This window comes from Rhodonellum sp. (genome assembly GCF_030656585.1).
Lineage (GTDB): Bacteria > Bacteroidota > Bacteroidia > Cytophagales > Cyclobacteriaceae > Rhodonellum > Rhodonellum psychrophilum.
This window is the reverse complement of the sequence record NZ_JAUSPP010000006.1, coordinates 28,626-54,649: the sequence shown is the minus strand read 5'-3', so window position 1 is coordinate 54,649 and position 26,024 is coordinate 28,626. Positions and strand designations below refer to the sequence as shown.

The following is a 26,024-nucleotide window of genomic DNA, read 5'->3' as shown; positions in this document are numbered from 1 at the left end:
GGGCCATTCTTACCAAAGCAAAAAAATAGATGATCTAAAGTTGGCCGCTCAAGTGGAGGGAATTGACCTAATCATTGGAGGTCATACACATACATTTTTGGATGAACCAAAATTGATAATTGGACCACAGGGCTTTACTACGGTGGTAAATCAATCCGGAACCGGAGCATTGCGATTGGGCAAAGTGGATTTTGAGTTTACCAAAGAAAATAGAATAAATTATGCGAGCAGCCAAAACCTGCCTATTTATTAGAAAGTCAAGCAGAAATTGATTTTTTATTTAAATATATTTTCCCCAAATTTGATCCCCTTGAAGAAAAACAGGGAGTTTCATCATTACTTTTCACAACACAATTTTATCGGTTTAAATGAGTTCAGAGGCCAATGCAGTATGGAATGAATGTTTGCGTGTGATCGAACCACATGTAAATGAGCAGAGCTTTTCAACTTGGTTTAGACCCATTAATCCGGTAAGATTAGACGGAAGCAGCCTTACGATCCAAGTTCCAAGTCAATTTTTTTACGAATGGTTGGAAGACAATTATGTGCAAGTATTGAAATTGGCCATCAAATCCGTCCTTGGCGGTAACGGCCGTTTGGAATATGCAGTGGTCGTGGACAAAGGGAATTCCCAAAACCAACCATATGTGGTGAGTTTTCCACAAGGGACCACCTCCAATGCAACAAAAAAAACACCACTTTCGGTGGAGAGCAGAAGTCCATTTGACATGCAATCCCTCCACAGCGATACGCTTCTTCAATCCAATCTGAACCCAAATTACAGTTTCAACACCTATATAGAGGGGGATTGTAATAGGCTTGCGAGATCGGCGGGATTTGCCGTGGCGACCAAACCGGGAATCACCTCCTTCAACCCCTTGATGGTATATGGAGGAGTTGGACTTGGAAAGACCCATTTGGTACAAGCGATCGGAAATGAGATCAAAAACGGTCCTGAGGATAAATTTGTGCTCTATGTATCCTCTGAAAAATTCGTGAACCAATTTATGGATTCCATCAAGGATGGTAACGTGAAAAGTTTCACCAATTTTTACATGCAGGTGGATGTCTTGATCATTGACGATATCCAATTTTTGGCAGGAAAAGACCGAACCCAAGAAATGTTTTTCCACATTTTCAACCATCTTCATCAAAATAAAAAACAAATCATCATGACCTCGGATCGTCCGCCAAGGGATCTTAAGGGATTGGAAGAAAGGTTGCTTTCCCGATTCAAGTGGGGATTGACAGCGGATTTGCAAATGCCTGATTTTGAAACCAGGGTGGCCATCATCAAAAGAAAGATGCAATCAGAAGGGATTTTCATCCCCGACGATGTGATTGAATATTTGGCCTATACCGTCGATACCAATGTTAGGGAATTAGAAGGTGTCATGATTTCGCTTTTGGCACATGCCTCACTCAACCGAGTGGAGATTGACCTTTCCTTGGCGAAGACGATAATGAAAAACATTGTCAAGGACATTGAAACAGAAGTCGGGATAGATTTTATCCAAAAGACAGTTTCGGATTATTTTGACATCAAGCTGGACGACTTGAAGGCAAAAACAAGAAAAAAGGAAATCGTAACCGCCAGACAGGTGGCGATGTATTTTTCCAAGGAGTTCACCAACCATTCCTTGAAATCCATAGGATACCATTTTGGAGGAAGAGACCACAGCACCGTCATCCATGCCGTTCAAACTGTAAACGACATGATCGAAACCGATACCACCTTAAGAAATGCAGTTGAAGAATTGAAGAAAAAATTCAAAATGAGGTCTTATTGATATTAGGGAGTTGATTGCAAACCCTTATTGGCAATTGAAAACATTAAGGCATAAACAACTTATTTTTTTGCCTTCCCTTCCATAAAAAGCTCAACCAACTCCTTTGCGATTGCAATAGCGGAAAGCGCACCTGACTTGACTGCGGGTAGGTTCTTTTTTAGTTTTTCTTGGATCAGAGAATCCTGGTAGAATTGGTTTTTCAGCAAATACCCAATGTGCTCATGCATCCAGTTCCCTCTTTGTTCGGCTCTATTGGCATCATAAAAGCCATTGGCCTTGGTCAAGTCCCGATATTCAGAGATCATCTCCCAAATTCCCACCAGACCCGTTTTTTCCACTGCGGAGCAAATTTTCACCTTGGGCAACCAGCCGCTCTCCCGTATGGGGAAAAGATGCAAAGCGTTGGCATATTCCCTTTGGGCCCTTTTGGCCATTGGCAAGTTGTCCCCATCTGCCTTATTGATCACCAAAGCATCACAGATTTCGATGATCCCCTTTTTGATCCCCTGAAGCTCATCCCCTGCTCCCGCCAACATCAACAGCAGGAAAAAATCTACCATCCCCCTGACCGCGATTTCTGACTGTCCGACACCAACTGTTTCAATAAAAATGACATCAAATCCCGCTGCTTCACAAAGCAACATGGCTTCCCTGGTTCTTGCACTCACTCCGCCCAAGGTGCTCCCTGTAGGGCTGGGCCGGATATATGCCCGCTTGTCGGCAGCTAGGGTTTCCATCCTTGTTTTGTCTCCCAAAATGCTCCCCCCTGTCTTTTGGCTGCTGGGGTCTATGGCCAGTACCGCCAATTTCAACCCTTTGTCTACAACAATCTTCCCAAAAGTCTCGATAAACGTACTCTTTCCCACGCCGGGGACACCGGTGATGCCGATCCGGATGGAATTTCCTGTGTGGGACAATATTCCTGAAACCACCGCCTCGGCCAATTCCTGATCTGCTGGAAGGGTACTTTCCACCAAAGTAATGGCTCTGCTTAGGACAACCCTATCACCTGACAAAACCCCCTGAATATAGGCGCTTTCCGAAAGCCTTTCTTTTCGTTTCAAAATTTAAAAGTTGATTGATTCCTGTTCGTTTTGAATGTGAAGGTAAGTATTTTATTGAAAAGGATACCTCCTGAAACGCTCTTGACCCATCGCCGATTTTTCGTAAACCCCTATACAATGCTCCTGATAAGAAATATCGAAAAACGGTTCATCAGGCCCCACCTTTGTGGGTGTTGCATTTTTTTGACCAAAGAAAAACACCTTTGTATTTCCGTACTTGGTGTGGGGCATAAATTCTCCATATTTGCGCATCACATCCCAGAGAGTATCGGGAGCAAATACAGCATACACCCGAAGAACAGGTCCGGTATTGTTCTCATTTCGAAAGCTCGCCATTTCCTCAAAATCAAGTTCCAAATCCCCCACTCCAGGTTGGGTAAAGGATTCCTTACCAATCCAGAAAAGGAGCGCAACAACTATTAATATAATTACATAAAAAGGATATCTATTTGACATGTTTTTCAGGTACTTTGAAGATTAAGCCATAATTTAGCTGAAAATTACCACAATGGCTTTCGAATACATTAAAGCACTCCATATCATTTTTATAGTTACCTGGTTTGCAGGATTATTTTACATCGTGAGACTTTTCATCTACCAGACCGAGGCCTTGGAAAAACCAGAAGAAGAACGAAAGGTATTGGTCCCCCAGTTCAACCTGATGGCAAAAAGATTGTGGCTTGGTATAACGTGGCCCTCCGCGATTCTTACTTTGGTTTTTGGAATATGGGTGTTGACCTACCGATGGGGATACATGCAGTTGGGATTTATGCAGGCCAAGCTGGCTTTTGTGTTCTTACTCTATCTGTATCATATCAAATGTCATTATCAATACAAAGAATTGCAAAAAGGAATAGCCAAATGGACCTCAAATCAGTTACGTATATGGAATGAAGCCGCAACCCTCCTGCTCTTTGCAATCGTATTTCTAATTGTCCTGAAAAACACGGTGGATATGATTTGGGCCTTGGTCGGATTGATCGGGTTGGGTATTCTATTGATGCTTGGCATAAAATTATACAGAAGAATCAGGGAAAAGAATCCCTGAAACACTCTTGAAAAAAATTACATGATCTACAACAAACAGCTTTTATTCAGCCTTCTTGGAATCCTTTTCCTTTTCTCAAATTGTACGGAGAAAGAAAACGAGAAAGGCACACCCCTGCCTATATTGGGCAATTGGCATGTCGATTCATTTGAAATGGAAGGCAAGACGGTTACCGATACGGTATATCACAAAATCGCAGCATTCTCCTTTCTCAACCAAGACAGCATATCAATTACCAATGCGGATTTGGAAGGAAAAGTGTATGTGGCAGACTTTTTTTTCACTACTTGCCCAACCATCTGTCCGGTTATGAAGACGCAGATGCTTCGGGTACATGAAAAATTCAAGGACAATCCAGACTTCAAAATCCTAAGCCACACCATAGATCCCAAACACGACACTGTGGCATTGTTAAAGGATTATTCTCAAAGATTGGGCATTGAAGACGCCTCCACCTGGTATTTCCTCACCGGTGACCAGGAGAAGATCTTCGAAATCGGACAGACCAGTTACTTGACTACAGCGATGGAAGACCAACAAGAACCTGGGGGATTTCTTCACTCGGGAGCCTTTGTACTCGTTGATCAGAATGGGAGGATCAGGGGAGTCTATGACGGCACCAAGGAAGATCAAGTCAATCGATTGATGAATGACATTCCAAAACTATTGCCCAAAAAGGAATGAAACACGAAAAGTTTGCTTTGATTATCGGAATAATGCTTGTTTTGTCAAGTGGGTGCAAACCCGAGGCAGACAGAAGCGGAAATTCACTTGCCCATATTTCAGACACTAAAGTGATGCAATATGCCTTGGAAGGCAAGCTCCTTTACGGACAGCACTGCGCCAATTGTCATAAAGATGATGGCAAAGGTTTGGGTAAATTGATCCCCCCATTGAACCCATCGGATTACATGGTTGAAGATATCGGTAGAACCGTACGATTGATAAAAAATGGAATGGAGGGTGAAATCATGGTAAATGGCAATTCATACAACCAAGCCATGCCGGCAAACCCCAAGCTGACAAACATTGAAATCGCCCAAATCAGCACTTATTTGTACAATATTTGGGGAAACGAAAAAGGCTTGATCAGCATCCCACAAGTGGAGGTTTATTTGAAAGAATAAAATCGAAACGGGCCAATCAGGATTTATCCAATTCCGACTTGGCTTCAGCCAAGTTCTTTTTGATGTCGAGATTCACTTTTTCGACCATTTTTTTCTGTTCGAGTAGGTATTGGGTAATCTCTTCCTCGTTCATTCCTTCATAGGTGGATTTAAACTGACGCATCCAAATAAACATACCCTCAAAGGATGCATCAAGATTATTTGCCAAGACCTGTAACTCTTGGATATCTGCCGCATTTTTTGATGAATCTGATTTGAGCAAATCTATCTTCAGCAAAATCTCTTTGTGGAGGGATTTCAGCTCTCCCATTTTGGGCATCACTTCATCATGAATGGCGATGACTTCTTCTTTAAGCAAGTCATTGGATTCTTCATCATTTGGACTGCAAGACGAAAAAAGAATAAATAAAAAATAAAAAAACAAATATTTTAAACTTGAATTCATATACAATTTAATTAACTCTTGCAATTTAGAATTAATTAAATTAAAAAGGGAATTTATTTTCTTATAACGTTACATTTTCGATGAAATTTCCAGTTAAGAATATGAAAAATCACCAATGCCAAGGAAGAGGCCACTGAAACAAACACCATCCAAGGGGCTAAATCATGCAATGAGACTGAGATGGAAAAAACAATAACAGCAATCCAAAGTGCTATTTTAATCCCTTTGGATTGTGTATTTTTGGATGCATGGAAAACCGCCCACAAAGCAAGCCCAATAAACAAATAATCCACAAAATGCCAATGATCATGACCCGGTTCTTCGCCGTGTTGAAAAATATAGCCTACGGAAATGAACAAGGGAAATGCCAAACAATGGACCATGCATAACAAGGACGCTGAAATTCCCAATACATCTGCAGATTGCGCGGATAATCTTTTAATTACTTGCAACATAATTGCAAATATATAGTTTTCTTCAAATAATAAGCTTCAAACCATTAAATATTTTTATGAAACCACTTTGCTTTGCTCGAAACCAAATAATCCCCTCTTCCGAAGCCACTCTTCATCCCATGGATATTGGGTTGATCAGGGGGTATGGAATCTTTGATTTTTTCAGGACTGAAAATTTTGTCCCTTTATTTCTGACTGATTATTTGGACAGGTTTATTGGCTCGGCTCAAAAGACCTATCTTCCTTTGGACTTCAACAAGGAAACACTCCGAAACATCATCCTTGAACTTATTGAAAAGAACGATCTTCGACAAGGAGGTATCAGAATGCTCTTGTCTGGAGGGATGTCCGACAATCACTTTTCTCCTGCCAAAGGGGATTTGTTCATTTTCTGTGAGGACTTGATGTTTCCAGGGGAACAGAAATACACCAAAGGAGTCAAGCTTTCCAGCATTGAACACGTCCGTGCACTTGCAGAAATCAAAACGACAAATTACACCTTCCCTGTTTGGTTAAGTTCCGATTGGAAAAAAGAAGGTGCAGAAGACGTGATTTACCATCACAATGGTTTAATTTCGGAAAGTTCCAGGAGCAATATCTTTGTGATTAAAAACGGGGAAATCTTCACCCCGGACCAAAATGTATTGCATGGAATTACCAGAAAAAGAGTTCTGGAATTGAGCGGATCCATCAAAATCCAGCCGATTGGCTTTGACGAAACATTGGCTGCAGACGAGGTCTTCATGACGAGTACCACCAAAAAAATACTTCCTGTCACCCGAATCGATGATCGACAAATAGGAAATGGAAAACCGGGGAAGATCACCAAGGAGCTGATCCAGGCTTTCCAGGAAATGGAACAAAAAAACTCCGGATAATCCGGAGTTTTTTTTTTTAATTCGTCAGCAATACCGCATCATTGAGAATATACATTAATTTTTCGGGGTCTCGGTCGTTGAGGGTAAGCCTACCCCTCACTTTAACCCGCTTAGAGGTGTATTTGATAGGTGAGTTCAACATGACCTCCATCACCGTCTCTGGCCCTCCAGAACCGCAAAAGAAACACTCTGCCAATGGAAGTGAAGAAAGTATAATATGCTCAGGCTTAAACATCCCTTCAAAGGGGATAATGTATCCATCAGCCTCAACCATTTTTCCTTCCAGTTTTTTGATTTTATCCCCAAAAACAGGAAGATAAAGCTCGCCAAATTCATCCTGCCCTATTTTATAGGTAACCTCCGATAGGTCTTTCCAAACGCTGGGTGTCGCCTGTCCCCAGACAAGTCCCGAAGAAAATATCAGGATAAATACTATTAAATTTCTCTTAAAACTCATCTCTTACTGTCTGATTTAGAATGTATTGATTACATATTGGGTTATTCTTTCAATTTTAGGGCAATAATAAGGCCACGTAATTACGATTTTGTAAGTTGTTTGGCAATATCTGTTTGATAAGCGGTCCAGGCAGGGATCAAGGAGGCAATAAAGCCCACACCTATCGCAAATGCCAATATCAGGAATTCTTCCTTAAGGAATACAGCTGCCGTAAGTCCTCCCAAAACGCCTTGTTCATTTTGCATAACGAGTATGGCTAGGAAAAGGTGCCCAATGGCAATTCCCAGTAAAGCCCCAAGGAAAGTCAAAATCACTCCTTCCAAAACAATATGCAAAAACAGCTGTCCACTCGATGCGCCTAAAGTTCTCATGACTGCCAAATCATATTTCCTTTCTTTAAGGGAATTGAAGAGCGCAATGAAAATACCAAGCCCAGCAATCACAATGATAACAATCGCCAGTCCTTGAATCACCTTCACCCCTACCCCCAGCAATTCGAACAATCTTGAGATTTCAAAGGAAGGTGAGGCGGCCTGCAATGCACTTTTGCTATTGATCATTCGGGGGAGTTGCACCGCTGCGATTGGGTTTCGGTATTGGAGGAGCAATGAGGTCACTTCCCGATCTTCCTCCGTTAACGGGAATCCCGTTTTGCTGACCGAAGCTTCCATTTTGGCGTGGTCATGTTCTTCATCATGGGTGTACCAAACGGATTCAATGCTTGTCAGTATCAAATTATCCACCACATTCCCTTTGGGTTGTAAAATCCCGGTGACGCGATAAGGATGGGCATCATGTTCATGACTGCTGCTTCCAATCCCATGGGAACCTATGAAATTATCCCCCAAATTCAACTTTAATTTTTTGGCGACTTCACTTCCCAGAACCACATCAAAAGGTTTTTCCCAAGCGCTTCCACCTTGAAAAGCCACTGTATACAATTCCAGATAATCATGATTGGTACCGACGATTCTAAAACCTTCATAATTGTCCCCCATTCCTAAAGGAATCACATTTTTAATCAGTCTGTTTTTAGAAATGGACTGAGCATCTTTCAAATCAATATTCCCAGTGGGATAATCAATGTGGTAAATACTGGAAAGGATCAATTGTAAAGGACTTCCTTTCGCCCCAACCACCAAGTCGATTCCCTTGGCATCTTGGGTCATTTTATTTTCAAATTGATCCTGAATCAAAATCAGCACGGTGATGATGGCCAGTCCTAATGCCAGCAACAGGATATTGAGGCCGGTATTCAGAGGTTTGAATATCAGGTATTTCCAACTTAACTTCAACATGTTCATAATGTACCTCCCACGATTACTTGATTGGAAATAAAATTCTTGACCCTTTGGTCGTGCGTAACGATAATCAGTGCCGCTTGGAATTTTTTGGCCTGTTCCTGCAAAAGTTTGATAACGATGGTGGCATTTTCATCATCGAGGCTGGAAGTGGGTTCATCCGCCAAGATGAGTTTGGGGCTGTTTGCCAGTGCTCTTGCGATGGATACCCTTTGGGCTTCCCCTTCGCTCAGGGTGCTGATTTTTGATTTCCTCTTTTCGAAGATCCCCAATTCCCTCAATAGAGCCTCATTTTGTTTTCCCCTCTCCCCCACAAAAAAATTCGCCAAGCGTAAATTTTCCTCAACCGTTAAAGGAGCTAAGATGTGGGGTTTTTGAAAGATGATGCCAATGTTTTTTCCTCGGAATTTATCCAAACTCGCACCTTTGAGTTGATACAAGGAAGAGCCTCCAAGGATGACTTCCCCTGAAAGCGGTTTCAACAGCCCTCCAAGGATATTGAGGATGGTGGTCTTCCCACTTCCCGATTTGCCCAAAATCAAAAGTTCATCCCCTTCTTTCATTTGGATATCGGGAAACTCAAATTTTCGGACTTTGTCGTAATTGAATTCAATGTTTTTTGCTGCAAGCATAATCAAATTAATTGTTTATGGGTATGGAAAGGGTAAATGTCGTCCCTTTGCCTTGTTCACTTAAAAAGGATATTTCGCCTTGTAAAACATCGACGCTTTTTTTGACAATGGAAAGTCCCAATCCAGATCCCTCGATTATCCCGACGTTTTTTGCCCTGAAAAAACGGTCGTACAACTGGTCTTGTTCTGATTTTGGTATCCCAATCCCTCTGTCTTTGACAATGGCCTTGAGATGTCCCTCTTCGGCCCAGATCGAAAAATCGACTTCCTGGCCATCCTTGGAATATTTCAATGCATTCGATAGCAGATTCTCGAATATTTGGTAAAGCAATTCCACATCTGAAACGATGGTTTTGGGAATTTTACCCATCATCAAATTGATTTTAACATCATGTTCAGATCCGGCTTTGACCACATCGATAATTTCATTGATAAAGGCCCCTGTAAACATCTTCTTCGGTTTGTAATCAATCTTGTTGGCATCTGCCTTGCCAAAAAACAGGACAGAGGTCAACAGATTGTTGAGACTTCTTACTGAATTCTCTATTTTCTGGGCATGTTTGGCAATTTTTATTTTGAAGGGATGGTCCTTTTCTGCATACATTTGAAGCAATTGGGCAGAGCTCAAGATGGAGGTCAAAGGAGTTTTGAAACCATGCGAAACGTTCAACACAATTCTTGATTTTAACTCACCGATTTCCCTTTCCTTCTCCAATGCTCTGGTCAATTCTTTGTTGGCTTCATGCAAGTCGGCCGTCCGCTGTCTTACTTTTTCCTCCAACTCATTGTTGAGCTTTTGAAGTTCTTTTTCCTTCCGGTCCTTAAAAATGGCCAACTCGATCACCATGTTCAACTCCCGGATATTGAAGGGCTTGATCACGTAGGCACTTGGATTGGTACCCACCACTTTGGTGAGTGTTTCCGCATCCGAACTTGCACTCAAGTACACTACTGGGATATCATATTTTTCATTGATGATTTCAGTGGTCTTGATGCCATCAAGCTCCCCTGCGAGATTGATGTCCATCATGACAATGTCGGCTGGGTTTTCGGCCAAGATTTCTAGCGCTCTCTCACCAGAATCCGATATCCCTATGATTTGGTGATTGTTTTTTTCAAGTGCTTTTTTAAGCAATAGCGCTGACACATGATCATCTTCTGTAATCAAAATCCTAAGTGGAAACATATACAATGATAGTTAAAGCTGGGTAATTTTCATTTAATTATGTTATCGGTTTTTTTAAAAGGCAAAAACACCTTGACGGTTGTCCCTTTGGATTGGGCACTTTCTATGTGGATGGTGCCGCCAAGTAATTCCACCAGGTTTTTTGTAATGGTCAATCCTAAACCAGAACCTTCAAAAGTCCTTCCGTATCCTTGGCTTTCCTGCTCAAATGGATTGAACAACTTTGACATGAATTCTTCGCTCATCCCTATCCCATTATCCCTGACTTCTAGGCAAATCTGCTGGTCCAACTCCTTTAGTTTTACGGTGATTAAACCATTTTTGGAATATTTGATGGCATTTCCTACAAGGTTGTTGACAATCATTTCGAAGTACCTTCGGTCAATCATCCCTATCAATGATTTGGCCTCGAACTTTGCTGACAGCAGCAAACCTTTTTTGATCGCAAGGGATTTTAAAGGTAAAAGAATTTTTCCTAGAAAATCATTAATATTGGTTTGCTTGTATACAATCTGCATTTTTTTGGCTTCGATTTTGGATAAATCTAAAATACCGTTGATCGTATTCAGCAATCTTTCTCCGGATTCAAGGATGATTTCGAGCTGAGAAATCAAAGCTTGATCCCCCCGACGGTCCTGCATGATATTTTCGGTGGTTCCCAAAATCCCATTCAAAGGGGTCCGGATCTCATGGCTCATGTTGGAAAGGAAATTGGATTTCAACTCACTGGCTTCTTCGGCCTTTTCTTTAGCAACCTTCAAGCCTCTTTCATAGCTTTTTTTCTCTCCTATATCCCTGATGACCCAAAGAAAAACAGAGTTTCCTTCTAAATCGGACTTAAGAATCGTGGCATAAAGTTCCACTTCCTTTGGCCCGTTTTTGAAGGGCATTGTCATCTCTAACGCAAAACCTTTCCCTTCTGAGGCAATTATTTGATTGAGAAATGCGGGTTTTTGGGTGAGATAAAAGTCAGGATCACTAAAGAGTTCAGGGAGACTTAAAGATTCAAGCTCCTTTTCAGACAAGCCTACCAATTTGGAAAAACTAGGGTTGACCGTAAGGATTTTACCACCTGTCAAAGTAAGCATCAGTCCATCTTTGGAACTGTTCCAAACATTTTTGAAATGATCTTCTGTGATTAATGCTTCCATTGTTTTTTGATCAATCGTCTTTTTCAAAATCCCTTGTTTTCGCAATTGGTCCAAAAACCTGTTCAACAGAAAACCGATCCCCAAAAAAAACAGGAGGATCAATCCCACGAACCAATTTTGCAAATAAAAGGGCTTTAAAATCAGGAAGGTGGGAGAAGTGATGATCTCCGAATACCCATGACCACCGATTCCCGCCTGCAACATCAACCTGTATTCCCCTGGCGGCAAATTATTGAATACCAATAAATTGGACCTTGGGTTCTCCAATGTGACCCAATCATCTTGATAGCCTTCCAACATGTACTTTATCTCCAAATGTGAAAGCTGGAGAAAGCTAACGGCTCTGTATTTGATCTCCACAGAATTGGTGTTGTAAGGAATTTTATTCAAATCCGTTTTCTTGAAATTTGGATCTAGGATCTCCACGCTCAAAATATCCACAATCGGCGAATGGGGTTTTGTTTCATCTTCTTTGGGGTCATAAACTGAAAGTCCATTTTGCGTCCCGATCTAGATTTTCCCGTCTTCTCCTTCCACCAAGGCCCCGCGGTTGATTTCCGAACCCGCCAACCCATTGGATTCCTCAAATTGCCTGACTATTCCGTTATTGACCATGAAAATCCCCTGATCCGTCCCAACCCAAAGATTGCTGTTTGCATCTTTTAGCAGCGCATAAACAGGCCTGTTTATCACCACACCATTCCAAGACATAAAATCGACCTTCCCCTTATGGTGATACATCAAGCCCAGCTCAGTGCCCAGCAAGAGTGTGTCTCCCGATTCCAAGTAATTGTACCCGATAACGTTGATGAATGAATCCGTTTCAACCACCAAATCCTGCGCTCTTGTATCGCCTGCTTGGACAAAAATCAACCTTCCGTCACTGAGAACGTCTATTTTTCTAAAAAAAAAGAAATCCTGATTCAACTTTCCCAAAAACTGGTTATTAATCTCATGCTCAAAATGCTTTGGTCCGGAATGATGGATAGAGGAAAGGTATATTTTTCCCCAACTCACAAAAAAAAGACTGTCGCCAATCGCTTTTATCGAATTAATATTCTCGTTCAACGGACTGGGTGTATAGTCAAGTTTTAAATTTTTCGGGTCAAATCTTCCTATACCTGCGAGATTGGAGGAAAACCACACAATTCCATTTTTGTCCATGGAAAAATTGGTTATCCTATTCCGAGGTTGGCCAACCAATGATTTATCCTCCTGAAGGACTTTTTTCTTACCATTTTCCCAAATCTCCAAACCATTGTTAAACCCAAGAAGATACTCGGCAGGCCCGATTTTTATAATAGCCGTTACTTCATCGTCCAGCAAAACCCCAGAGTTATAATTCAAAAACTTCAAGGAGTTTATATTCAACAGTCCTCGAAGAGAACCAATCCAAATAACACCCTCCCTTCCCACATAAGCTGTGGTTATATAAAATGATTTTGTGGTATCACCAGAATTTATTTCAAATGCAGACCCTTGATTTGGATCATATTTATATAAATGGGAATTATAAAAATAAAAAACCTTCCCTTGGTCCACTTGTAGGTAGAAATGGTCGATTGGACTGTAGATATCCTTTGAAAAATTCTGATGGACGATTTTCTCGGGAATTGAAAAGCTTTTTCCATACGCCAAATAATTTTCACCCAAAAAAAAGTATCCGCCAGTCTCTTCATCAATCCTGACAGAAACAACTGGAGCGGGGAGCTTTATTCCTTCGAATTCAAATGGTAGGAGGGCGTTATCCGAAAATCGAAAGATGGCTTTTTCAAAGAAAAGGTAAATGCTTCCCTTATCATTGAAAAGGCCAACAAAGGAACCGTCCCGGCCTAGATTGTTTTTTGTTGTGACCCAGTTTTTTGAATGAATATCGGTAAAGGAAGTTTCCCCATCAGAAACGAGAAAAAATACCTTATCAGCTCCCTCCCCCCCTACGGCAAACTTAATTCTGTTGAGCTTTTTTTCATCAAACGATTTTGGAAAAAAGAATTCAAACCATTGGTTTTGGCTAAAATAAAATGCCTTGGGAGCCCCATATGTGCTGTATACCCAAATGAAACCGTTCTCATCTTTGAAAAAATTACTTTTTGCGGAAAGCTGGCTTTGAATGGTGTCCGGCAGGGGGTAAGTATTGAATCCATCGGAATAAAAAATTCCTGATGCAGTAGTGAACCACATCAAACCCATATCGTCCTGCAAAATCCCGGAAATATTATTGGATGGCAATTCTACCCCTCTAATCTGTCGATTGAACTGATAGGATTGCGAAAATGCCTGATGGAGGCAAATAAGGCATAAAAAAAAGAGTAGGTTTTTCTTCATAGACCGACCAATGCACCCTCTAATTTAGAAAAAGATATGGTTAGTGTAAATTAAATCGATATTGTTTGCCATTTCTTTTTGAGTAAGGGCTTATTCTTTTAATTTTGTAGCAAACTATAAAAATCGCAGAATGAGTGTTTTAGTCAATAAGAATTCGAAAGTGATCGTGCAAGGGTTTACAGGCTCGGAAGGTTCCTTCCATGCACAGCAAATGATAGAATATGGAACGAACGTTGTAGGAGGAGTAACTCCAGGCAAAGGCGGTTCTACACATCTTGAAAAACCTGTTTTCAACTCTGTCGAAGAAGCTGTTCAAAAGACTGGAGCGGATACCTCCATCATTTTTGTTCCACCGGCTTTTGCAGCAGATGCCATCATGGAAGCTGCTGACGCAGGCATCAAGGTTGTGATTGCAATCACCGAAGGAATTCCTGTTGCGGACATGATGAAAGCAAAACCTTACATCAAGGAAAGAGGGACCATCCTTATCGGTCCAAACTGCCCTGGTGTAATCACACCTGGTGAAGCAAAAGTTGGAATCATGCCTGGTTTCGTTTTCAAGCCAGGAAGAATCGGTATTGTCTCTAAATCCGGAACACTTACTTACGAAGCCGCTGACCAAGTAACAAAGGCTGGATTGGGAATCTCAACAGCCATTGGAATCGGTGGAGATCCGATCATCGGAACCTCTACAAAGGAAGCCGTGGAAATGCTGATGAACGATCCTGAAACAGATGCAATCGTAATGATCGGCGAAATCGGTGGAAACTATGAAGCCGAAGCAGCCATCTGGGTGCGTGAAAACGGAAACAGAAAGCCAGTTGTGGGCTTCATCGCAGGCAAGACTGCTCCAGCCGGAAGAAGGATGGGCCATGCAGGTGCTATTATCGGTGGTGCGGATGATACGGCTGATGCCAAAATCAGAATTTTGAAAGCAAACGGTATCCTTGTGGCCGAATCTCCTGCCGAGATCGGATCCGTAATGGCGAAAGCCATGGGAATCGAAGCATAATCCATATTCATTTAATGGAAATGAAAACCGCTGAAGGAAAAATTTTCTTCAGCGGTTTTTTTTCAGCCTATTGGTGAGATATTCCAGCCAGGCTTAATTCGAGCCTGAACCACTCTTGATTCTTTCCGGGTAATTTAAAATTACACTATCTTTGCCGCTTCAAAATCCCAATTTATGATTTCAGTAGATGCCCTTACCGTAATACATGGAGGTACGCCGCTTTTCAGTAACGTATCCTTCGCCATCAATGAAAATGACAAAATCGCCCTGATGGGCAAAAATGGCGCAGGTAAATCCACCATGCTCAAAATCATCGCAGGCGCAGCAAAACCAAGTTCCGGAGGCATTTCCGCCCCCAAGGATGCGATCATTGCCTATTTGCCCCAGCATCTTTTGACTTCGGATGACTGTTCGGTATTCGAAGAGACGGCCAAGGCTTTTGCCTCCTACCTGAGCATGAAAACCGAAATCGAAGCATTGAATGAAGAATTGACGGTCCGGACGGATTATGAATCCGATGAATATTACAAAATCATCGAGAAGGTATCCGAACTCAGCGAGAGTTTTTATGCAATCGAAGAAATCAACTATGAAGCCGAAATTGAGAAGGTTTTGTTGGGACTGGGATTTGTCAGAGAAGATTTCAAGAGACAGACTTCCGAGTTTTCGGGGGGATGGAGAATGCGGCTGGAACTGGCCAAGATCCTTCTGCAAAAACCCGATTTGGTCTTGCTGGATGAGCCTACCAACCATTTGGACATTGAGTCCATCCAATGGCTGGAGGAATTTTTGACCCAAAAGGCAAAAGCCGTAGTGGTGATTTCCCACGACAGGGCATTTGTGGACAAGATCACCACCAGGACCATCGAAGTGACGATGGGCAGAATATACGATTACAAAGCAAAATACAGCCATTACCTGGAACTCCGCAGGGAGCGAAGGGAGCACCAGCAAAAAGCCTTTGACGAACAACAGAAGATGATGGCGGACGTACAGCAGTTCATCGATCGCTTCAAGGGTACTTATTCCAAAACCCTACAAGTACAATCCCGTGTGAAAATGCTGGAGAAACTGGACATCGTGGAAATCGATGAAGTGGACAGCTCCGCATTGAAATTGCGCTTTCCCCCATCACCCAAATCGGGCAAATATCCCGTGTTGGCAGAGGATTTATCCAAATCCTACGGGGACCATGTGGTTTTCAAAAATGCCACGATGACCATCGAAAGAGGCGAAAAAGTCGCTTTTGTGGGGAAAAACGGAGAAGGAAAGTCCACCATGATCAAAGCCATCATGGCTGAAATAGATTTTAAAGGCAAATGTGAATTGGCCCACAATACCATGATCGGGTATTTCGCCCAAAACCAAGCCTCACTGCTCGATGAAAGCCAGACGGTTTTCGACACCGTAGACGGAATCGCTGTGGGCGAAATACGTAAAAAAATCAAGGATATGCTTGGCGCGTTTATGTTTGGCGGGGAAGATTCCATGAAAAAGGTCAAAGTACTCTCTGGTGGGGAAAAAACAAGATTGGCCATGATCAAACTTCTTCTGGAACCCGTCAATCTCTTGATTCTCGATGAACCTACCAATCACCTCGACATGAAGACCAAGGACATCATCAAAGATGCCTTGAAAGCTTTTGACGGTACATTGATCATCGTTTCCCACGACAGGGACTTTTTGGACGGCTTGGTGACAAAGGTTTTTGAGTTTGGAAACAAAAGGGTGAAGGAACATTTTGAGGACATCAATGGATTCCTTAGAAACAAAAAACTGGAGAACCTGAAGGAAGTGGAGCGGTAAGAAACCCCACTTTGTTTCATCCTGCATTAATTTCCACTTTTGCGGAAAAACTTGATAAGGAAAAAAAACGGCTCAGATCTTTCGATTCTGAGCCGTTTTGATTTAAACCTTTTTTAAGACCAATTCTGTTCCAACATGAAACTGCTTAATAATCAGTCAATTTTAAACTGTTTTTGACTTTACCGAATCGGCGCTAGGCCTTATTCTCCCAATAGCCTGATTTTCTTGTGGTATCAACACCCAATGGGAAACCTAGTGCATGTTTTGGGTTAAATTCTCCTCTTCCGGGACACTTCAAGATTTCTGGATAAATCCCCCTCTATTTTACATCCCTCCTTGCGACAAGATCAGCAACAAAGCATGCTGAAGTCCGAGATGTCCGTCCTTGTTCAGAAACCATTCGTCTAGGCTATGTCCGCCACCTGCTTGCCCTCCTCTTCCTATTGTCACTGCCGGAATTCCCAAGGAAAAGGGCACGTTGCTATTGGTGGAACTCGAACTTAATCTGGGCTGCTTACCCGTAAGATAATTTGCAACTGCCATCGATTGCTGAATCAAGGGATGATCAGCATCAAGCAAACCACTTGGTCTGTCTCCCTCATTTTCGATTTCTACAGTCAAAGGTTCTCCTCTTTTGACAATTAAATTTTCTTTTTGCAATCCCTCTTCAATGGACTCCAAAAACAATTTATTGATCCCCTGAAGCCTTTCCTGGCTTTCGGAACGCATGTCCACCAGCATCCACGATTCATAAGGTATGGAATTTACCGAGGTGCCACCACCGAGTACAGACACACTATACGTGGTCCGGATTCCTTCCTTGGTGAAACTATCGGCTTTAGGGACAAATCCTGCTATCGTATTTGCCAAAGCATTGTGTGGGTTTCCTATTCCAAAAGCCCCATAGGAATGCCCACCTGAACCTTTGAATGTCACTCTATAACGGAGAGAGCCTATTCCACCATTGACAATACCTTCAATATCACCCCCATCAATCGCGATAAATGCATCGATCTTGTTTCCACCTTCTCGAAACAAGTGCTTCATTCCTTTTAAATCACCAAGGCCTTCCTCACCAACCGAGCCCACAAACCATAAATCGTGATCTGTTCTGATTTTCTTTTGCTCTAAAGTTTTTACCAAAGCCACAACCATGGCCAAGGATCGATTTGCATCCGCTATTCCCGGGGCATACAAAGTATCACCTTTTTGTTTTACAGTCACATCAGTGTCAATGGGAAATACAGTATCCAAGTGTGCATCGATCACAATGGTTTTGGTAGATTTTTCCCCTTTTCTCAAAGCAATGACATTGCCTGCTTCATCAATCCAAACCGAATCCGCACCAGCTTTTCGAAGCATCTCTGCGAATATCAGACCCTTTGCAGCTTCCTCAAAGGACGGCGCGGGAATCTCTGTCAAGGTAATCATGTCCGATATCGTTTGACCGTCTATATCAAGAATATAAGCAAAGGCATCTTGAACCTCTTTTTTCTTTGCCAATTTTTCTACCTCTGTCTTGTAGACCACTTTGATATCCTGTGCAGAAACCTGAAGGAATAGTAAGACTGAAAAAGCGAATGCCAGAGCGTTTTTGATTAATTTCATAAGTGAATTGTTTTGGCTTCAAAAATCACTAAAATCCAAAAAAATGACAATACCGCTTGTAAACAAATAATTTTAATTGACTCTGGACAGGACTATCGGGTCTTGTTTAAGTAAATAAACCAAGGATTGATAAAGAGATTCATTGTAAATCTTGAGCTCCGCTGATTTTTCAAAGAAAACCTCCAAAGCCACAGCAAAAAATTCGTGCTCATTATTTGCTGCAGCTGACCGAAACATTGACTTTTCTCTTTTCAGGATTTTCCTCATTTCTACGTCAGCGATTTCCGAATATCTTACCCAAAGTGTCGGGTTGAAAAAATTGCTTTCGTTGTTGTAATGAATCTGATTTTCAAGCTTCATGGCATGGGCCATTTCGTGGATCCCCAAGTTCACCCCATCCTGCTGATCGATAAATCCTTTCACGAAATTTTCCCAAGACAATACAATGATTCCAAGTTTAGGATTGACCTCACCTTTGTGGTATTGCTGATTGACCGTTGAATAATAAGCGTCCGGATAGATCAATATCTTCCTAAAATGCTTTAAAGTCACTCCTCGAAACCCGAAAGTCACCATTACCGCAGTGGCTGAAATCAGAAGTTTCATTTCTTGGGTGATCTTCGTCAAATCACCCCTTGGGACAAAAGCCTTTTCAGCAATGAACCATTCCATTTTTTCGATGAATTCCTGTTTATGTTTTGGGTTCAGTTTCGCATAATAGGGAAACAAATTGGACAGGAGGGCCTTGTCTTGGCCAGACAACGTTTTCTTGGCCAAACGAATCCGTAAATCTTTGTAGGAACCATAAAAAAGCTCCCCGATGCCAATGAATAAATGTGTAAATAAAAACATCCAGAAGTTGGGTTAGGGAATTGTTGATTTTTAAGTTTTGGATAAAAGTAGAAAAAGAAATTAAACTAAAAAAGGTGTAGAATTTCTCCTACACCTTTTAAAAATGACCAATGGGATCATTTACCCAGAATATGCATTAAGTTTCCAAATGAGATCTTAACTGAATCAAAATCAGACTATTGGAAAACTAATTCCTGACACCAATAGTGTGAATTCAAAAGCAATCAAGAGATAATTGAACATCAATTAAATATAATATTGAATTGTGTTCGTAATGCATTAAACGGGTTTAATTACTTCGCATAGTTCACAGCTCTCATTTCACGGATAACCGTGATTTTGATCTGACCTGGATACTGCATTTCCTTTTCTATCTTTTGGGAAAGGTCAAAGGAAAGTTGACTGGCGGTTTGATCATCCACATTGTCTGCATCGACCATTACCCTCAACTCACGTCCTGCCTGCATGGCAAAACACTTGTTGACTCCTTCAAATCCCAGCGCAAGTTCTTCGAGGTCTTTGAGTCTTTTGATATAGCTGTCCATGATTTCCCTCCTTGCACCTGGTCTGGAGCCAGATATCGCATCTGAAGCCTGTACGATAGGAGAGATCATGGAAGTCATCTCGATCTCATCGTGATGGGCTCCAATGGCATTGCAGACTTCTGGGTTTTCCTTATATTTTTTGGCTAGCTCCATCCCAAGGATAGCATGGGGAAGTTCAGCTTCTTCTGGATAAACCTTTCCGATATCATGAAGCAATCCCGCTCTTTTGGCAAGTTTGGCGTTCAAGCCCATTTCGGCAGCCATTGTAGCACAAAGCTTGGCAACTTCCTTGGAATGTTGCAACAAATTTTGACCGTAAGAGGATCTGAATCTTAATCTCCCGACCATTCTGATCAATTCTGGGTGCAATCCGTGAATTCCCAATTCGATACAGGTTCTTTCACCGATTTCGATGATTTCCTCTTCTATGTTTTTCTCAGTTTTGGCGACTACCTCCTCGATTCTGGCGGGATGAATTCTTCCGTCCTGGACCAAGCGGTGTAGCGAAAGCCTTGCAATCTCTCTTCTTACCGGATCAAAGCCCGAGATAATGATGGCTTCAGGGGTGTCGTCCACGACGATTTCCACGCCAGTGGCCGCTTCCAGTGCTCGGATATTCCTTCCTTCCCTACCAATAATTTTTCCTTTGACATCATCACTCTCGATGTTGAAAACAGAAACACAATTCTCGATGGCATGTTCCGTCGCTGTCCTTTGGATTGTATCCAAAACAATCTTTTTGGCTTGCTTGGTTGCCGTCAATTTGGCTTGGTCAAGAATATCCTTGATATGGGAGGAAGCTTTGGTCTGCGCTTCATCCTTGAGCATTTCCACAAGTTGTTCCCTTGCGTCTTCTTTGGAAAGGTTGGCAATTTTCTCCAAGTCGGAAATCCTTTGACTGGTTACTTTTTCCAGCTCTTCTTTTTTCACCTGCACAGAATGGAGCTGTGCGGATAGGACTTCTTTTTTGCTGTCAAGCTCGGCCTCTTTTCGCTTGATCTGCTCAAGTTCCTTTGACAAAAACTGCTCTTTTTGCTTCAGCTTATTTTCATTGGTCAGGAGGATTCCTTTCTTCTTGTTGACATCCTCCTCAAATTCTGATTTGAGTTTCAGGTAATTTTCCTTTGCCTCAAGAATCTTCGTTTTTTTGATGGATTCAGCGGTCAATTCCGCTTCTTTGATGAGTATTTTGGACTTTTCCCGGGCTTCTTCTTCCAGTTTTTTGTTGTTGTTTTTCAGAAAAAAGCCGACCACCAAGGCCCCAATCGCCAACCCCAAAAGGCCTGCGACGATAATGTATAATGATATTCCCATAGGTTATTTAGCGTTTATATATACCTACCGGACACCAAAAAGTCCCAAATCAGATCGAATTTCAATAATTATAACAGGGATTTCAATTGGGCATTGACTCGGACAATACTGGATTCCACCAATTCACTGTCATCAGTGTTGATTTTGTTTTGCTCCATGGATTCGACCATGCTGTCAAAAGCCACCATGGCCAACAAATCCTGACGATCATCCAAACCAAATTCGTCTCTATATCTTTTTATTTTATCATTAATCAATTTACCTGCATGTCTGATTTTTGCTTCATCCTCCACTTTTACCTTCATAGGGTATTCGCGGTCTCCGATCTTTATTTTTACTGAAAGTGCTTCCATATCATTCAGACAAATAGGCAATTATATTATCGATTTCTTTTATATAATTATTAATTTTTTCTCTTAATTCGGCAGACTCAATGTTTTCCACCGGTATGCTGTTTACAAGTTTAGTAATTTTAATTTGATTTTTAAAATCCTCCAATACCTGATCCTTTTCCGCAACCGCTTTTACAGCCTTTGCCAAATCCTCCTTTAGCGAAATGTTTTCCAGTTCTATCTGTTGAAGCTTTTTACCGACTTGACTTGCAAGCCTTTCCAGTCGTTGAAGTTCTTCGTGAATCATTTTGTTATTTTCGGATGAATGCCCCTGCCTCGGTTTCGAAATTTTGGATCAGCCGATCCATTGTTTTGTCAATCACTTTGTCGATCAGCGTGTTTTCTGAATCTTGAAGATAAAAACTCAATGCATAGGCTTTTTTATCTGCACCTATTTTATCCCCTTGGTATAAGTCAAATACGTTGATTCTTTGCAACAGTTTCCCGCCGGCTTTTAAAGCAATCTTTTTAATGTTGTCAAATGTAACATTTTTATCGATTACCAAAGATAAATCCCTTCGTACCTCAGGAAATTTGGAGATTTCCTGAAACTTCTTCAAGCCTTTTGCTTTCTTACCGAGTAAATCCCAGTTCAGTTCGGCAAAAAGAACTTCTTGTTTCACCCCAGCAAGTTTGCAGGCTTCCTGGCGAAGCATGCCCACTTTCCCAAGTTCCTTTTCTCCCAAGGTCAGTTTCAAGGCATATTCAAATGGCGCATCATGGAGAATCTCCATTCCATAACCCTCGATGTTCAGCTTCTCCAAAATCAACTCCGCCACCGCATGCAAATCGGAAAACCCAACCGCTCGCGAAGGTGCCAGCCAACTTTCAGAAGCCTTGTCTCCAGTCATGAAAAGACCAAGTCTTTTTTCTTCCCTATACCCAACTTGCTCCTTGAAATAGACGGTGCCAAATTCAAAGACTTTCAAATCCTTCTGCCGCCGATTGATATTGTGGGCCAACACTTCCAATCCCGAGAACAAAAGGGATTGACGCATGACGCTCAAATCCTCGCTGAGTTGATTCAGGATGTTCACGTTTTCGGAAGTTTCCAAAAAACCTGATTTTTCCACATAAGCAGGCTTTGTGAGGGAATTGGTGATAATTTCATAAAACCCTAATGCCGCCAAAGCTTCACTGAGTCGGTACTGAAGCTTGTTGAGATCTTTGCCGGGATGTTCGGCAAGGAAGTCTGATTTCAGGTTTTCTGACAAGGCTACATTTTCAAAGCCATAGATTCTCAGGATTTCTTCAATGACATCCGCCTCGCGGGTCACATCCACCCGATAGGGTTTTACCGTTGCCAAAAAACCAATTTCGGTTTCAGCACTTACCTCTATTTCCAATCCATGCAGGATCGCTTTGATTTCCTCCTTGGCAATTTGCTTTCCGATCAGACGATCAATGTTTTTGAAGGCAACGGGTATTTTGAAGTCCTCCACGGGATTGGGATAGACATCGATGATCTCGGAAGATATCTCGCCTCCTGCCAATTCCTGAATGAGCATTGCTGCCCTTTTCAGTGCATAAACAGGCATATTGGGATCCGTCCCTCTTTCAAACCTAAAAGAGGCGTCGGTCTTTAGACCATGAAACTGCCCTCCTTTCCGGATAATATCCGGTGAAAAACAGGCACTTTCCAAGAAAATACTCTGGGTGCTTGAAGAAACCCCAGATCCTTTTCCCCCAAAAACACCTGCGATACACAAGCCCTCTGACGCATCGCAAATCATCAGTTCAGCACCGGAAAGTTTCCTTTCCTTATCGTCAAGGGTGAAGAACACAGTGTCTTTCGGGAGTGTCTTCACGATAATTTTATTCCCTTTGATCTTGTCTGCATCAAAAGCGTGCAGCGGTTGACCAAGATCATGCAGGATGAAATTGGTGATATCCACGATATTGTTGATCGGTTCCAAGTCCAGGGCCTTGAGATAGTTTTGCAACCACTCAGGGGAGGGTCCAACTTTTATGTTTGACACCGTCAATCCTGCATATCTTGGGCAGTCTTTTGGGTCCTCCACCTCGACGGATATGGAAAGATTTTGGTTGTCCACTTTAAATCCATCCACGGAAGGAAGACAGATCGGGCTGTTCAATAATGCCTTCAAGTCCCTGGCAACACCCAAATGAGAGGCTGCATCAGCCCTATTGGGAGTCAAACCGATTTCCAATACATGATCCCTAGCCACATCGAAATACTTGGATGCAGGCGTGCCATTCGGCAATTGAGTGTCCAGCACCAGGATGCCTTCGTGGCTTTCGCCCAAACCGATTTCATCCTCGGCACAAATCATTCCCTGAGAAACTTCCCCCCTGATTTTGGCTTTTTTGATTACAAAAGGTTCGCCCGAAACTGGATATAAAGTTGCCCCCTCCGTGGCGATGACCACTTTTTGTCCCTTGGCAACATTGGATGCTCCACATACAATCGGGACAATCCCATTCCCAACATCCACAGTAGTCACACTTAACTTGTCGGCATTGGGATGTCTTTCGCAAGACAACACCTCCCCGATGACCACTCCTTCCAAACCTCCGGGAATAGACTCAAAAAGCGAAATCCCCTCCACTTCCAAGCCTGAACCGGTCAGCAAGGCCGCTATTTCTTCAGGGGTTTGATCGATCGCAATAAAATCTTTGAGTCTATTTATGGAAATTTTCATGAATGCTGGGTTATTTCAGAATAAGGCACAAATTTAATGGAAATGATGGAGGGAGGAAGGTTTGGGTGAGTTAATTTTGGTTTTCGCTTTGGATAAATCGCCAACACAAACATCTCATTCAAATTTGGGAGTCAAATGGTTTGTGGAAAGTGCAGATTTGGTCATTAAACCTCCCTACTCTTTTTTGTAATCCTTTTCCCCGGCCAAAATACCCACTTCCAAAATATTCTCTTTCGGAGGCAAAGGACAGGCAAAATCGGGATTATAGGCACAGTAGGGATTGTATGCCAAATTGAAATCAATGGTGATGCTGTTTTTCCCATCCTGCCGAAGATTGATGTAACGTCCTCCGCCATATGTCTCTTCTCCACTCGTGGCATCAGCAAAGGCCAGAAAGAAATTTCTCATGTCTACCTCCTTTACCGACTGAAGAAGAAGCAAACGGTGGGATTTTCCCTTCAGCTCAAATTCGGCGTAGGAATGCCTAAGGTATTTTTCGACTGAGCCGTCCGTGAGTGGTACCTCGATCATTTTTCGATCCTCCACGGGTACCATTTTGGCTTTGATTCGAAACTCGGGATCTATGGGGTAAAAACTCAGCGCCTGAAACCCTTGCTTCTGCTCCGCTGTCAGGGGAGAATCGATGTTGAAGCGGATAAACTTAAATTGACGCTCTCTTTCTTTTTCTATTTTTTCAATATAATCTTCCGTAGTTTCGGAATTGGTCAGCATATAAACAACCGAAACAGAGACAACGAAAACTACTATAATCAGGAAAATATTTTGGCTCTTCATAAATTCAAATCAATGCTTCATCTGCGAAGCTAAAATAGCCAACATCTGTGAAAATCACATGATCGAGGACCAAAACCTCCAGATTTTTACCAACCTCCACCAATTTATTGGTCAGTTTTCTGTCGGCATCGGAGGGGCTTAGATTTCCCGAGGGATGGTTATGGACCAAGATCATGGAACTTGCCATGTGGTCAAGCGCATGCTTGAAAATCATCTTTGGATCCGCAAGTGTTGAATTGCTACCCCCTTTGCTGATGAGCTGTTTCCGGATCACGAAATTGGCGCGGTTGAGCAACACAATATAAAAACTCTCCGTGGTCTCATCCATCAAGTCTGATTTCATGTAATTATAAATATCCGAGGAGGAGGTGACTTTTATCCGCTTTTGGGGCTCAAAAACTTTCCTTCTCCTCCCGAGTTCCATGGCGCTAACGATGCTAATCGCCTTGGCTTCGCCGATACCCTTGAACCGCTGCAAATCCTTCACACTCAACTTTGCCAGCTCCCCCAAGTCATTGTTGACCGAAGAGAGGATGTGCTTGGCAAGATCAACGGCGCTTAGAAATTTTGTTCCTGAACCGATCAGGATTGCGACGAGTTCGGCATCGGAAAGGGAAGCTCGCCCTTTGAGCAGTAGTTTTTCCCTTGGACGATCCTCCTCTGCCAGAGCAGAAATTTTGATTGATTCGTATTTCTCCATAAAAAATCAACTTAAAAACCTCCCTTCGATTGCCAAAGGATTTGAACATTGCACTGATTTTCTGCTGTGCTTTGCTGAAAGGATCTTTTCCCAAAAGCGAATGAAAAATAGAAAATAATAGGCAACAAAAAAAGCCTTAGTTTAAACTAAGGCTTAATAAATGCATTTTAAGTTGACTTTGTCGAAAGACTATGCCAAAGAATTGACCAATTTGGTCAATTTGGATTTTTTGTTGGCTGCGTTATTCTTGTGAATAATGCTTTTCTTAGCCAATTTGTCAATCATTGAAGTCACTTTGTTCAAGAGATCTTGCGCCTCTACCTTGTCGGTAGTTGCCTTTAATCTTTTGATAAATGTTCTTGTAGTTTTGGCCTGATATCTATTTCTCAAACGCTTGGCTTCGTTTGAACGAATTCTTTTAAGTGCCGATTTGTGATTTGCCATATCTTATTTTACTTAATGTCTTTACAATCTCCTT

At 42.1% G+C, this 26,024-nt stretch carries 26 protein-coding genes and 1 pseudogene; 8 read left to right on the top strand and 19 right to left on the bottom strand.

The annotated features are described in order from the left end of the window. A pseudogene (locus tag Q7J63_RS00960) lies at positions 1-253 on the top strand (bifunctional metallophosphatase/5'-nucleotidase); the annotation flags it as partial. 115 nt (positions 254-368) lie between these two features. After that, positions 369-1,790, top strand: a complete 1,422-nt coding sequence (gene dnaA / locus Q7J63_RS00955; protein WP_019599803.1) for a chromosomal replication initiator protein DnaA — start codon at positions 369-371, stop codon at positions 1,788-1,790. Positions 1,791-1,849: 59 nt separating this feature from the next. On the opposite strand, the gene meaB is transcribed toward dnaA, so the two are convergent. Together meaB and Q7J63_RS00945 are read right to left on the bottom strand one after the other, a co-directional pair. After that, on the bottom strand, positions 1,850-2,854 hold the full coding sequence (gene meaB / locus Q7J63_RS00950) for a methylmalonyl Co-A mutase-associated GTPase MeaB (protein WP_304883590.1): 1,005 nt from the start codon (positions 2,852-2,854) through the stop codon (positions 1,850-1,852). A 51-nt stretch (positions 2,855-2,905) separates the two neighbouring features. Then, positions 2,906-3,310: a hypothetical protein gene (locus Q7J63_RS00945; protein WP_304883589.1), complete on the bottom strand. Its 405-nt coding sequence runs from the start codon at positions 3,308-3,310 to the stop codon at positions 2,906-2,908. 52 nt (positions 3,311-3,362) lie between these two features. Between Q7J63_RS00945 and Q7J63_RS00940 the strand changes: the two genes are divergently transcribed. The 3 genes from Q7J63_RS00940 to Q7J63_RS00930 are packed head-to-tail and all read left to right on the top strand — an operon-like array spanning position 3,363 to position 5,029. Continuing rightward, positions 3,363-3,902 carry a CopD family protein gene (locus Q7J63_RS00940; protein WP_019599806.1) on the top strand — a complete coding sequence of 180 codons (540 nt, stop codon included), beginning with the start codon at positions 3,363-3,365 and terminating at the stop codon, positions 3,900-3,902. Between the two features lie 21 nt (positions 3,903-3,923). Then, on the top strand, positions 3,924-4,586 hold the full coding sequence (locus tag Q7J63_RS00935; RefSeq protein ID WP_304883588.1) for an SCO family protein: 663 nt from the start codon (positions 3,924-3,926) through the stop codon (positions 4,584-4,586). Next, positions 4,583-5,029: a cytochrome c gene (locus tag Q7J63_RS00930; protein ID WP_304883587.1), complete on the top strand. Its 447-nt coding sequence runs from the start codon at positions 4,583-4,585 to the stop codon at positions 5,027-5,029. Before Q7J63_RS00935 ends, Q7J63_RS00930 begins: the two co-directional genes overlap by 4 nt. Before the next feature lie 16 nt (positions 5,030-5,045). Here Q7J63_RS00930 and Q7J63_RS00925 read toward each other — a convergent pair whose 3' ends face one another. After that, the gene (locus tag Q7J63_RS00925; RefSeq protein ID WP_304883586.1) at positions 5,046-5,474 is read right to left on the bottom strand and encodes a hypothetical protein; all 429 of its coding nucleotides are present in this window, start codon (positions 5,472-5,474) and stop codon (positions 5,046-5,048) included. Between the two features lie 53 nt (positions 5,475-5,527). After that, the gene (locus tag Q7J63_RS00920; RefSeq protein WP_304883585.1) at positions 5,528-5,929 is read right to left on the bottom strand and encodes a MerC domain-containing protein; all 402 of its coding nucleotides are present in this window, start codon (positions 5,927-5,929) and stop codon (positions 5,528-5,530) included. A gap of 56 nt (positions 5,930-5,985) precedes the next feature. Here Q7J63_RS00920 and Q7J63_RS00915 point away from each other — a divergent pair, with 56 nt between their 5' ends. Continuing rightward, complete coding sequence (locus Q7J63_RS00915) at positions 5,986-6,807, top strand: aminotransferase class IV (protein ID WP_304883584.1); 822 nt, start codon at positions 5,986-5,988, stop codon at positions 6,805-6,807. Positions 6,808-6,823: 16 nt separating this feature from the next. Here the strand turns inward: Q7J63_RS00915 and Q7J63_RS00910 are convergent, their stop codons facing one another. From Q7J63_RS00910 to Q7J63_RS00885, 6 genes are all read right to left on the bottom strand, one after another. Further along, on the bottom strand, positions 6,824-7,264 hold the full coding sequence (locus Q7J63_RS00910) for a hypothetical protein (protein ID WP_019599812.1): 441 nt from the start codon (positions 7,262-7,264) through the stop codon (positions 6,824-6,826). 80 nt (positions 7,265-7,344) lie between these two features. Further along, entirely contained in the window at positions 7,345-8,568 is a 1,224-nt protein-coding gene (locus Q7J63_RS00905; protein ID WP_019599813.1) for an ABC transporter permease, read from the bottom strand. Then, a complete protein-coding gene (locus Q7J63_RS00900) occupies positions 8,565-9,197 on the bottom strand; it encodes an ABC transporter ATP-binding protein (protein ID WP_304883583.1) in 633 nt (210 codons plus the stop codon). The genes Q7J63_RS00905 and Q7J63_RS00900 overlap by 4 nt, the downstream gene beginning before the upstream one ends. Before the next feature lie 7 nt (positions 9,198-9,204). After that, on the bottom strand, positions 9,205-10,383 hold the full coding sequence (locus Q7J63_RS00895) for an ATP-binding protein (RefSeq protein ID WP_304883582.1): 1,179 nt from the start codon (positions 10,381-10,383) through the stop codon (positions 9,205-9,207). Between the two features lie 29 nt (positions 10,384-10,412). Beyond that, the gene (locus Q7J63_RS00890; protein WP_304883581.1) at positions 10,413-11,975 is read right to left on the bottom strand and encodes an ATP-binding protein; all 1,563 of its coding nucleotides are present in this window, start codon (positions 11,973-11,975) and stop codon (positions 10,413-10,415) included. Between the two features lie 69 nt (positions 11,976-12,044). Continuing rightward, a complete protein-coding gene (locus Q7J63_RS00885; protein ID WP_304883580.1) occupies positions 12,045-13,859 on the bottom strand; it encodes a two-component regulator propeller domain-containing protein in 1,815 nt (604 codons plus the stop codon). Positions 13,860-13,989: 130 nt separating this feature from the next. Here Q7J63_RS00885 and sucD point away from each other — a divergent pair, with 130 nt between their 5' ends. Beyond that, complete coding sequence (gene sucD / locus Q7J63_RS00880) at positions 13,990-14,871, top strand: succinate--CoA ligase subunit alpha (protein ID WP_019599817.1); 882 nt, start codon at positions 13,990-13,992, stop codon at positions 14,869-14,871. 174 nt (positions 14,872-15,045) lie between these two features. Next, the gene (locus Q7J63_RS00875; RefSeq protein ID WP_304883579.1) at positions 15,046-16,677 is read left to right on the top strand and encodes an ABC-F family ATP-binding cassette domain-containing protein; all 1,632 of its coding nucleotides are present in this window, start codon (positions 15,046-15,048) and stop codon (positions 16,675-16,677) included. A 324-nt stretch (positions 16,678-17,001) separates the two neighbouring features. On the opposite strand, the gene Q7J63_RS00870 is transcribed toward Q7J63_RS00875, so the two are convergent. From Q7J63_RS00870 to rpsT, 9 genes are all read right to left on the bottom strand, one after another. Beyond that, a complete protein-coding gene (locus Q7J63_RS00870; protein WP_304883578.1) occupies positions 17,002-18,285 on the bottom strand; it encodes a M20/M25/M40 family metallo-hydrolase in 1,284 nt (427 codons plus the stop codon). A 72-nt stretch (positions 18,286-18,357) separates the two neighbouring features. Then, positions 18,358-19,137: a zinc-dependent peptidase gene (locus Q7J63_RS00865; protein WP_304883577.1), complete on the bottom strand. Its 780-nt coding sequence runs from the start codon at positions 19,135-19,137 to the stop codon at positions 18,358-18,360. Between the two features lie 293 nt (positions 19,138-19,430). Next, positions 19,431-20,996, bottom strand: coding sequence for a ribonuclease Y (gene rny, locus Q7J63_RS00860; protein ID WP_019599821.1), 1,566 nt, complete (start codon positions 20,994-20,996; stop codon positions 19,431-19,433). Between the two features lie 68 nt (positions 20,997-21,064). After that, entirely contained in the window at positions 21,065-21,349 is a 285-nt protein-coding gene (locus Q7J63_RS00855) for a cell division protein ZapA (protein ID WP_019599822.1), read from the bottom strand. Between the two features lies 1 nt (position 21,350). Next, on the bottom strand, positions 21,351-21,635 hold the full coding sequence (locus Q7J63_RS00850) for a hypothetical protein (RefSeq protein WP_019599823.1): 285 nt from the start codon (positions 21,633-21,635) through the stop codon (positions 21,351-21,353). A 4-nt stretch (positions 21,636-21,639) separates the two neighbouring features. Further along, positions 21,640-24,051: a phenylalanine--tRNA ligase subunit beta gene (gene pheT, locus Q7J63_RS00845; protein WP_304883576.1), complete on the bottom strand. Its 2,412-nt coding sequence runs from the start codon at positions 24,049-24,051 to the stop codon at positions 21,640-21,642. 174 nt (positions 24,052-24,225) lie between these two features. After that, positions 24,226-24,846: a DUF1684 domain-containing protein gene (locus Q7J63_RS00840; protein ID WP_304883575.1), complete on the bottom strand. Its 621-nt coding sequence runs from the start codon at positions 24,844-24,846 to the stop codon at positions 24,226-24,228. A gap of 4 nt (positions 24,847-24,850) precedes the next feature. Then, positions 24,851-25,546 carry a DNA repair protein RadC gene (radC, locus tag Q7J63_RS00835; RefSeq protein ID WP_019599827.1) on the bottom strand — a complete coding sequence of 232 codons (696 nt, stop codon included), beginning with the start codon at positions 25,544-25,546 and terminating at the stop codon, positions 24,851-24,853. A gap of 189 nt (positions 25,547-25,735) precedes the next feature. Then, on the bottom strand, positions 25,736-25,990 hold the full coding sequence (gene rpsT / locus Q7J63_RS00830) for a 30S ribosomal protein S20 (protein ID WP_019599828.1): 255 nt from the start codon (positions 25,988-25,990) through the stop codon (positions 25,736-25,738). Positions 25,991-26,024: the final 34 nt, after the last annotated feature.

Coding starts and splice junctions, on each gene's coding strand:
- dnaA (WP_019599803.1), top strand. CDS start 369: ATGAGTTCAGAGGCCAATGCAGTATGGAATGAATGTTTGCGTGTGATC.
- Q7J63_RS00945 (WP_304883589.1), bottom strand. CDS start 3,310: ATGTCAAATAGATATCCTTTTTATGTAATTATATTAATAGTTGTTGCG.
- Q7J63_RS00940 (WP_019599806.1), top strand. CDS start 3,363: ATGGCTTTCGAATACATTAAAGCACTCCATATCATTTTTATAGTTACC.
- Q7J63_RS00935 (WP_304883588.1), top strand. CDS start 3,924: ATGATCTACAACAAACAGCTTTTATTCAGCCTTCTTGGAATCCTTTTC.
- Q7J63_RS00930 (WP_304883587.1), top strand. CDS start 4,583: ATGAAACACGAAAAGTTTGCTTTGATTATCGGAATAATGCTTGTTTTG.
- Q7J63_RS00925 (WP_304883586.1), bottom strand. CDS start 5,474: ATGAATTCAAGTTTAAAATATTTGTTTTTTTATTTTTTATTTATTCTT.
- Q7J63_RS00920 (WP_304883585.1), bottom strand. CDS start 5,929: ATGTTGCAAGTAATTAAAAGATTATCCGCGCAATCTGCAGATGTATTG.
- Q7J63_RS00915 (WP_304883584.1), top strand. CDS start 5,986: ATGAAACCACTTTGCTTTGCTCGAAACCAAATAATCCCCTCTTCCGAA.
- Q7J63_RS00910 (WP_019599812.1), bottom strand. CDS start 7,264: ATGAGTTTTAAGAGAAATTTAATAGTATTTATCCTGATATTTTCTTCG.
- Q7J63_RS00905 (WP_019599813.1), bottom strand. CDS start 8,568: ATGAACATGTTGAAGTTAAGTTGGAAATACCTGATATTCAAACCTCTG.
- Q7J63_RS00900 (WP_304883583.1), bottom strand. CDS start 9,197: ATGCTTGCAGCAAAAAACATTGAATTCAATTACGACAAAGTCCGAAAA.
- Q7J63_RS00895 (WP_304883582.1), bottom strand. CDS start 10,383: ATGTTTCCACTTAGGATTTTGATTACAGAAGATGATCATGTGTCAGCG.
- Q7J63_RS00885 (WP_304883580.1), bottom strand. CDS start 13,859: ATGAAGAAAAACCTACTCTTTTTTTTATGCCTTATTTGCCTCCATCAG.
- sucD (WP_019599817.1), top strand. CDS start 13,990: ATGAGTGTTTTAGTCAATAAGAATTCGAAAGTGATCGTGCAAGGGTTT.
- Q7J63_RS00875 (WP_304883579.1), top strand. CDS start 15,046: ATGATTTCAGTAGATGCCCTTACCGTAATACATGGAGGTACGCCGCTT.
- Q7J63_RS00870 (WP_304883578.1), bottom strand. CDS start 18,285: ATGAAATTAATCAAAAACGCTCTGGCATTCGCTTTTTCAGTCTTACTA.
- Q7J63_RS00865 (WP_304883577.1), bottom strand. CDS start 19,137: ATGTTTTTATTTACACATTTATTCATTGGCATCGGGGAGCTTTTTTAT.
- rny (WP_019599821.1), bottom strand. CDS start 20,996: ATGGGAATATCATTATACATTATCGTCGCAGGCCTTTTGGGGTTGGCG.
- Q7J63_RS00855 (WP_019599822.1), bottom strand. CDS start 21,349: ATGGAAGCACTTTCAGTAAAAATAAAGATCGGAGACCGCGAATACCCT.
- Q7J63_RS00850 (WP_019599823.1), bottom strand. CDS start 21,635: ATGATTCACGAAGAACTTCAACGACTGGAAAGGCTTGCAAGTCAAGTC.
- pheT (WP_304883576.1), bottom strand. CDS start 24,051: ATGAAAATTTCCATAAATAGACTCAAAGATTTTATTGCGATCGATCAA.
- Q7J63_RS00840 (WP_304883575.1), bottom strand. CDS start 24,846: ATGAAGAGCCAAAATATTTTCCTGATTATAGTAGTTTTCGTTGTCTCT.
- radC (WP_019599827.1), bottom strand. CDS start 25,546: ATGGAGAAATACGAATCAATCAAAATTTCTGCTCTGGCAGAGGAGGAT.
- rpsT (WP_019599828.1), bottom strand. CDS start 25,990: ATGGCAAATCACAAATCGGCACTTAAAAGAATTCGTTCAAACGAAGCC.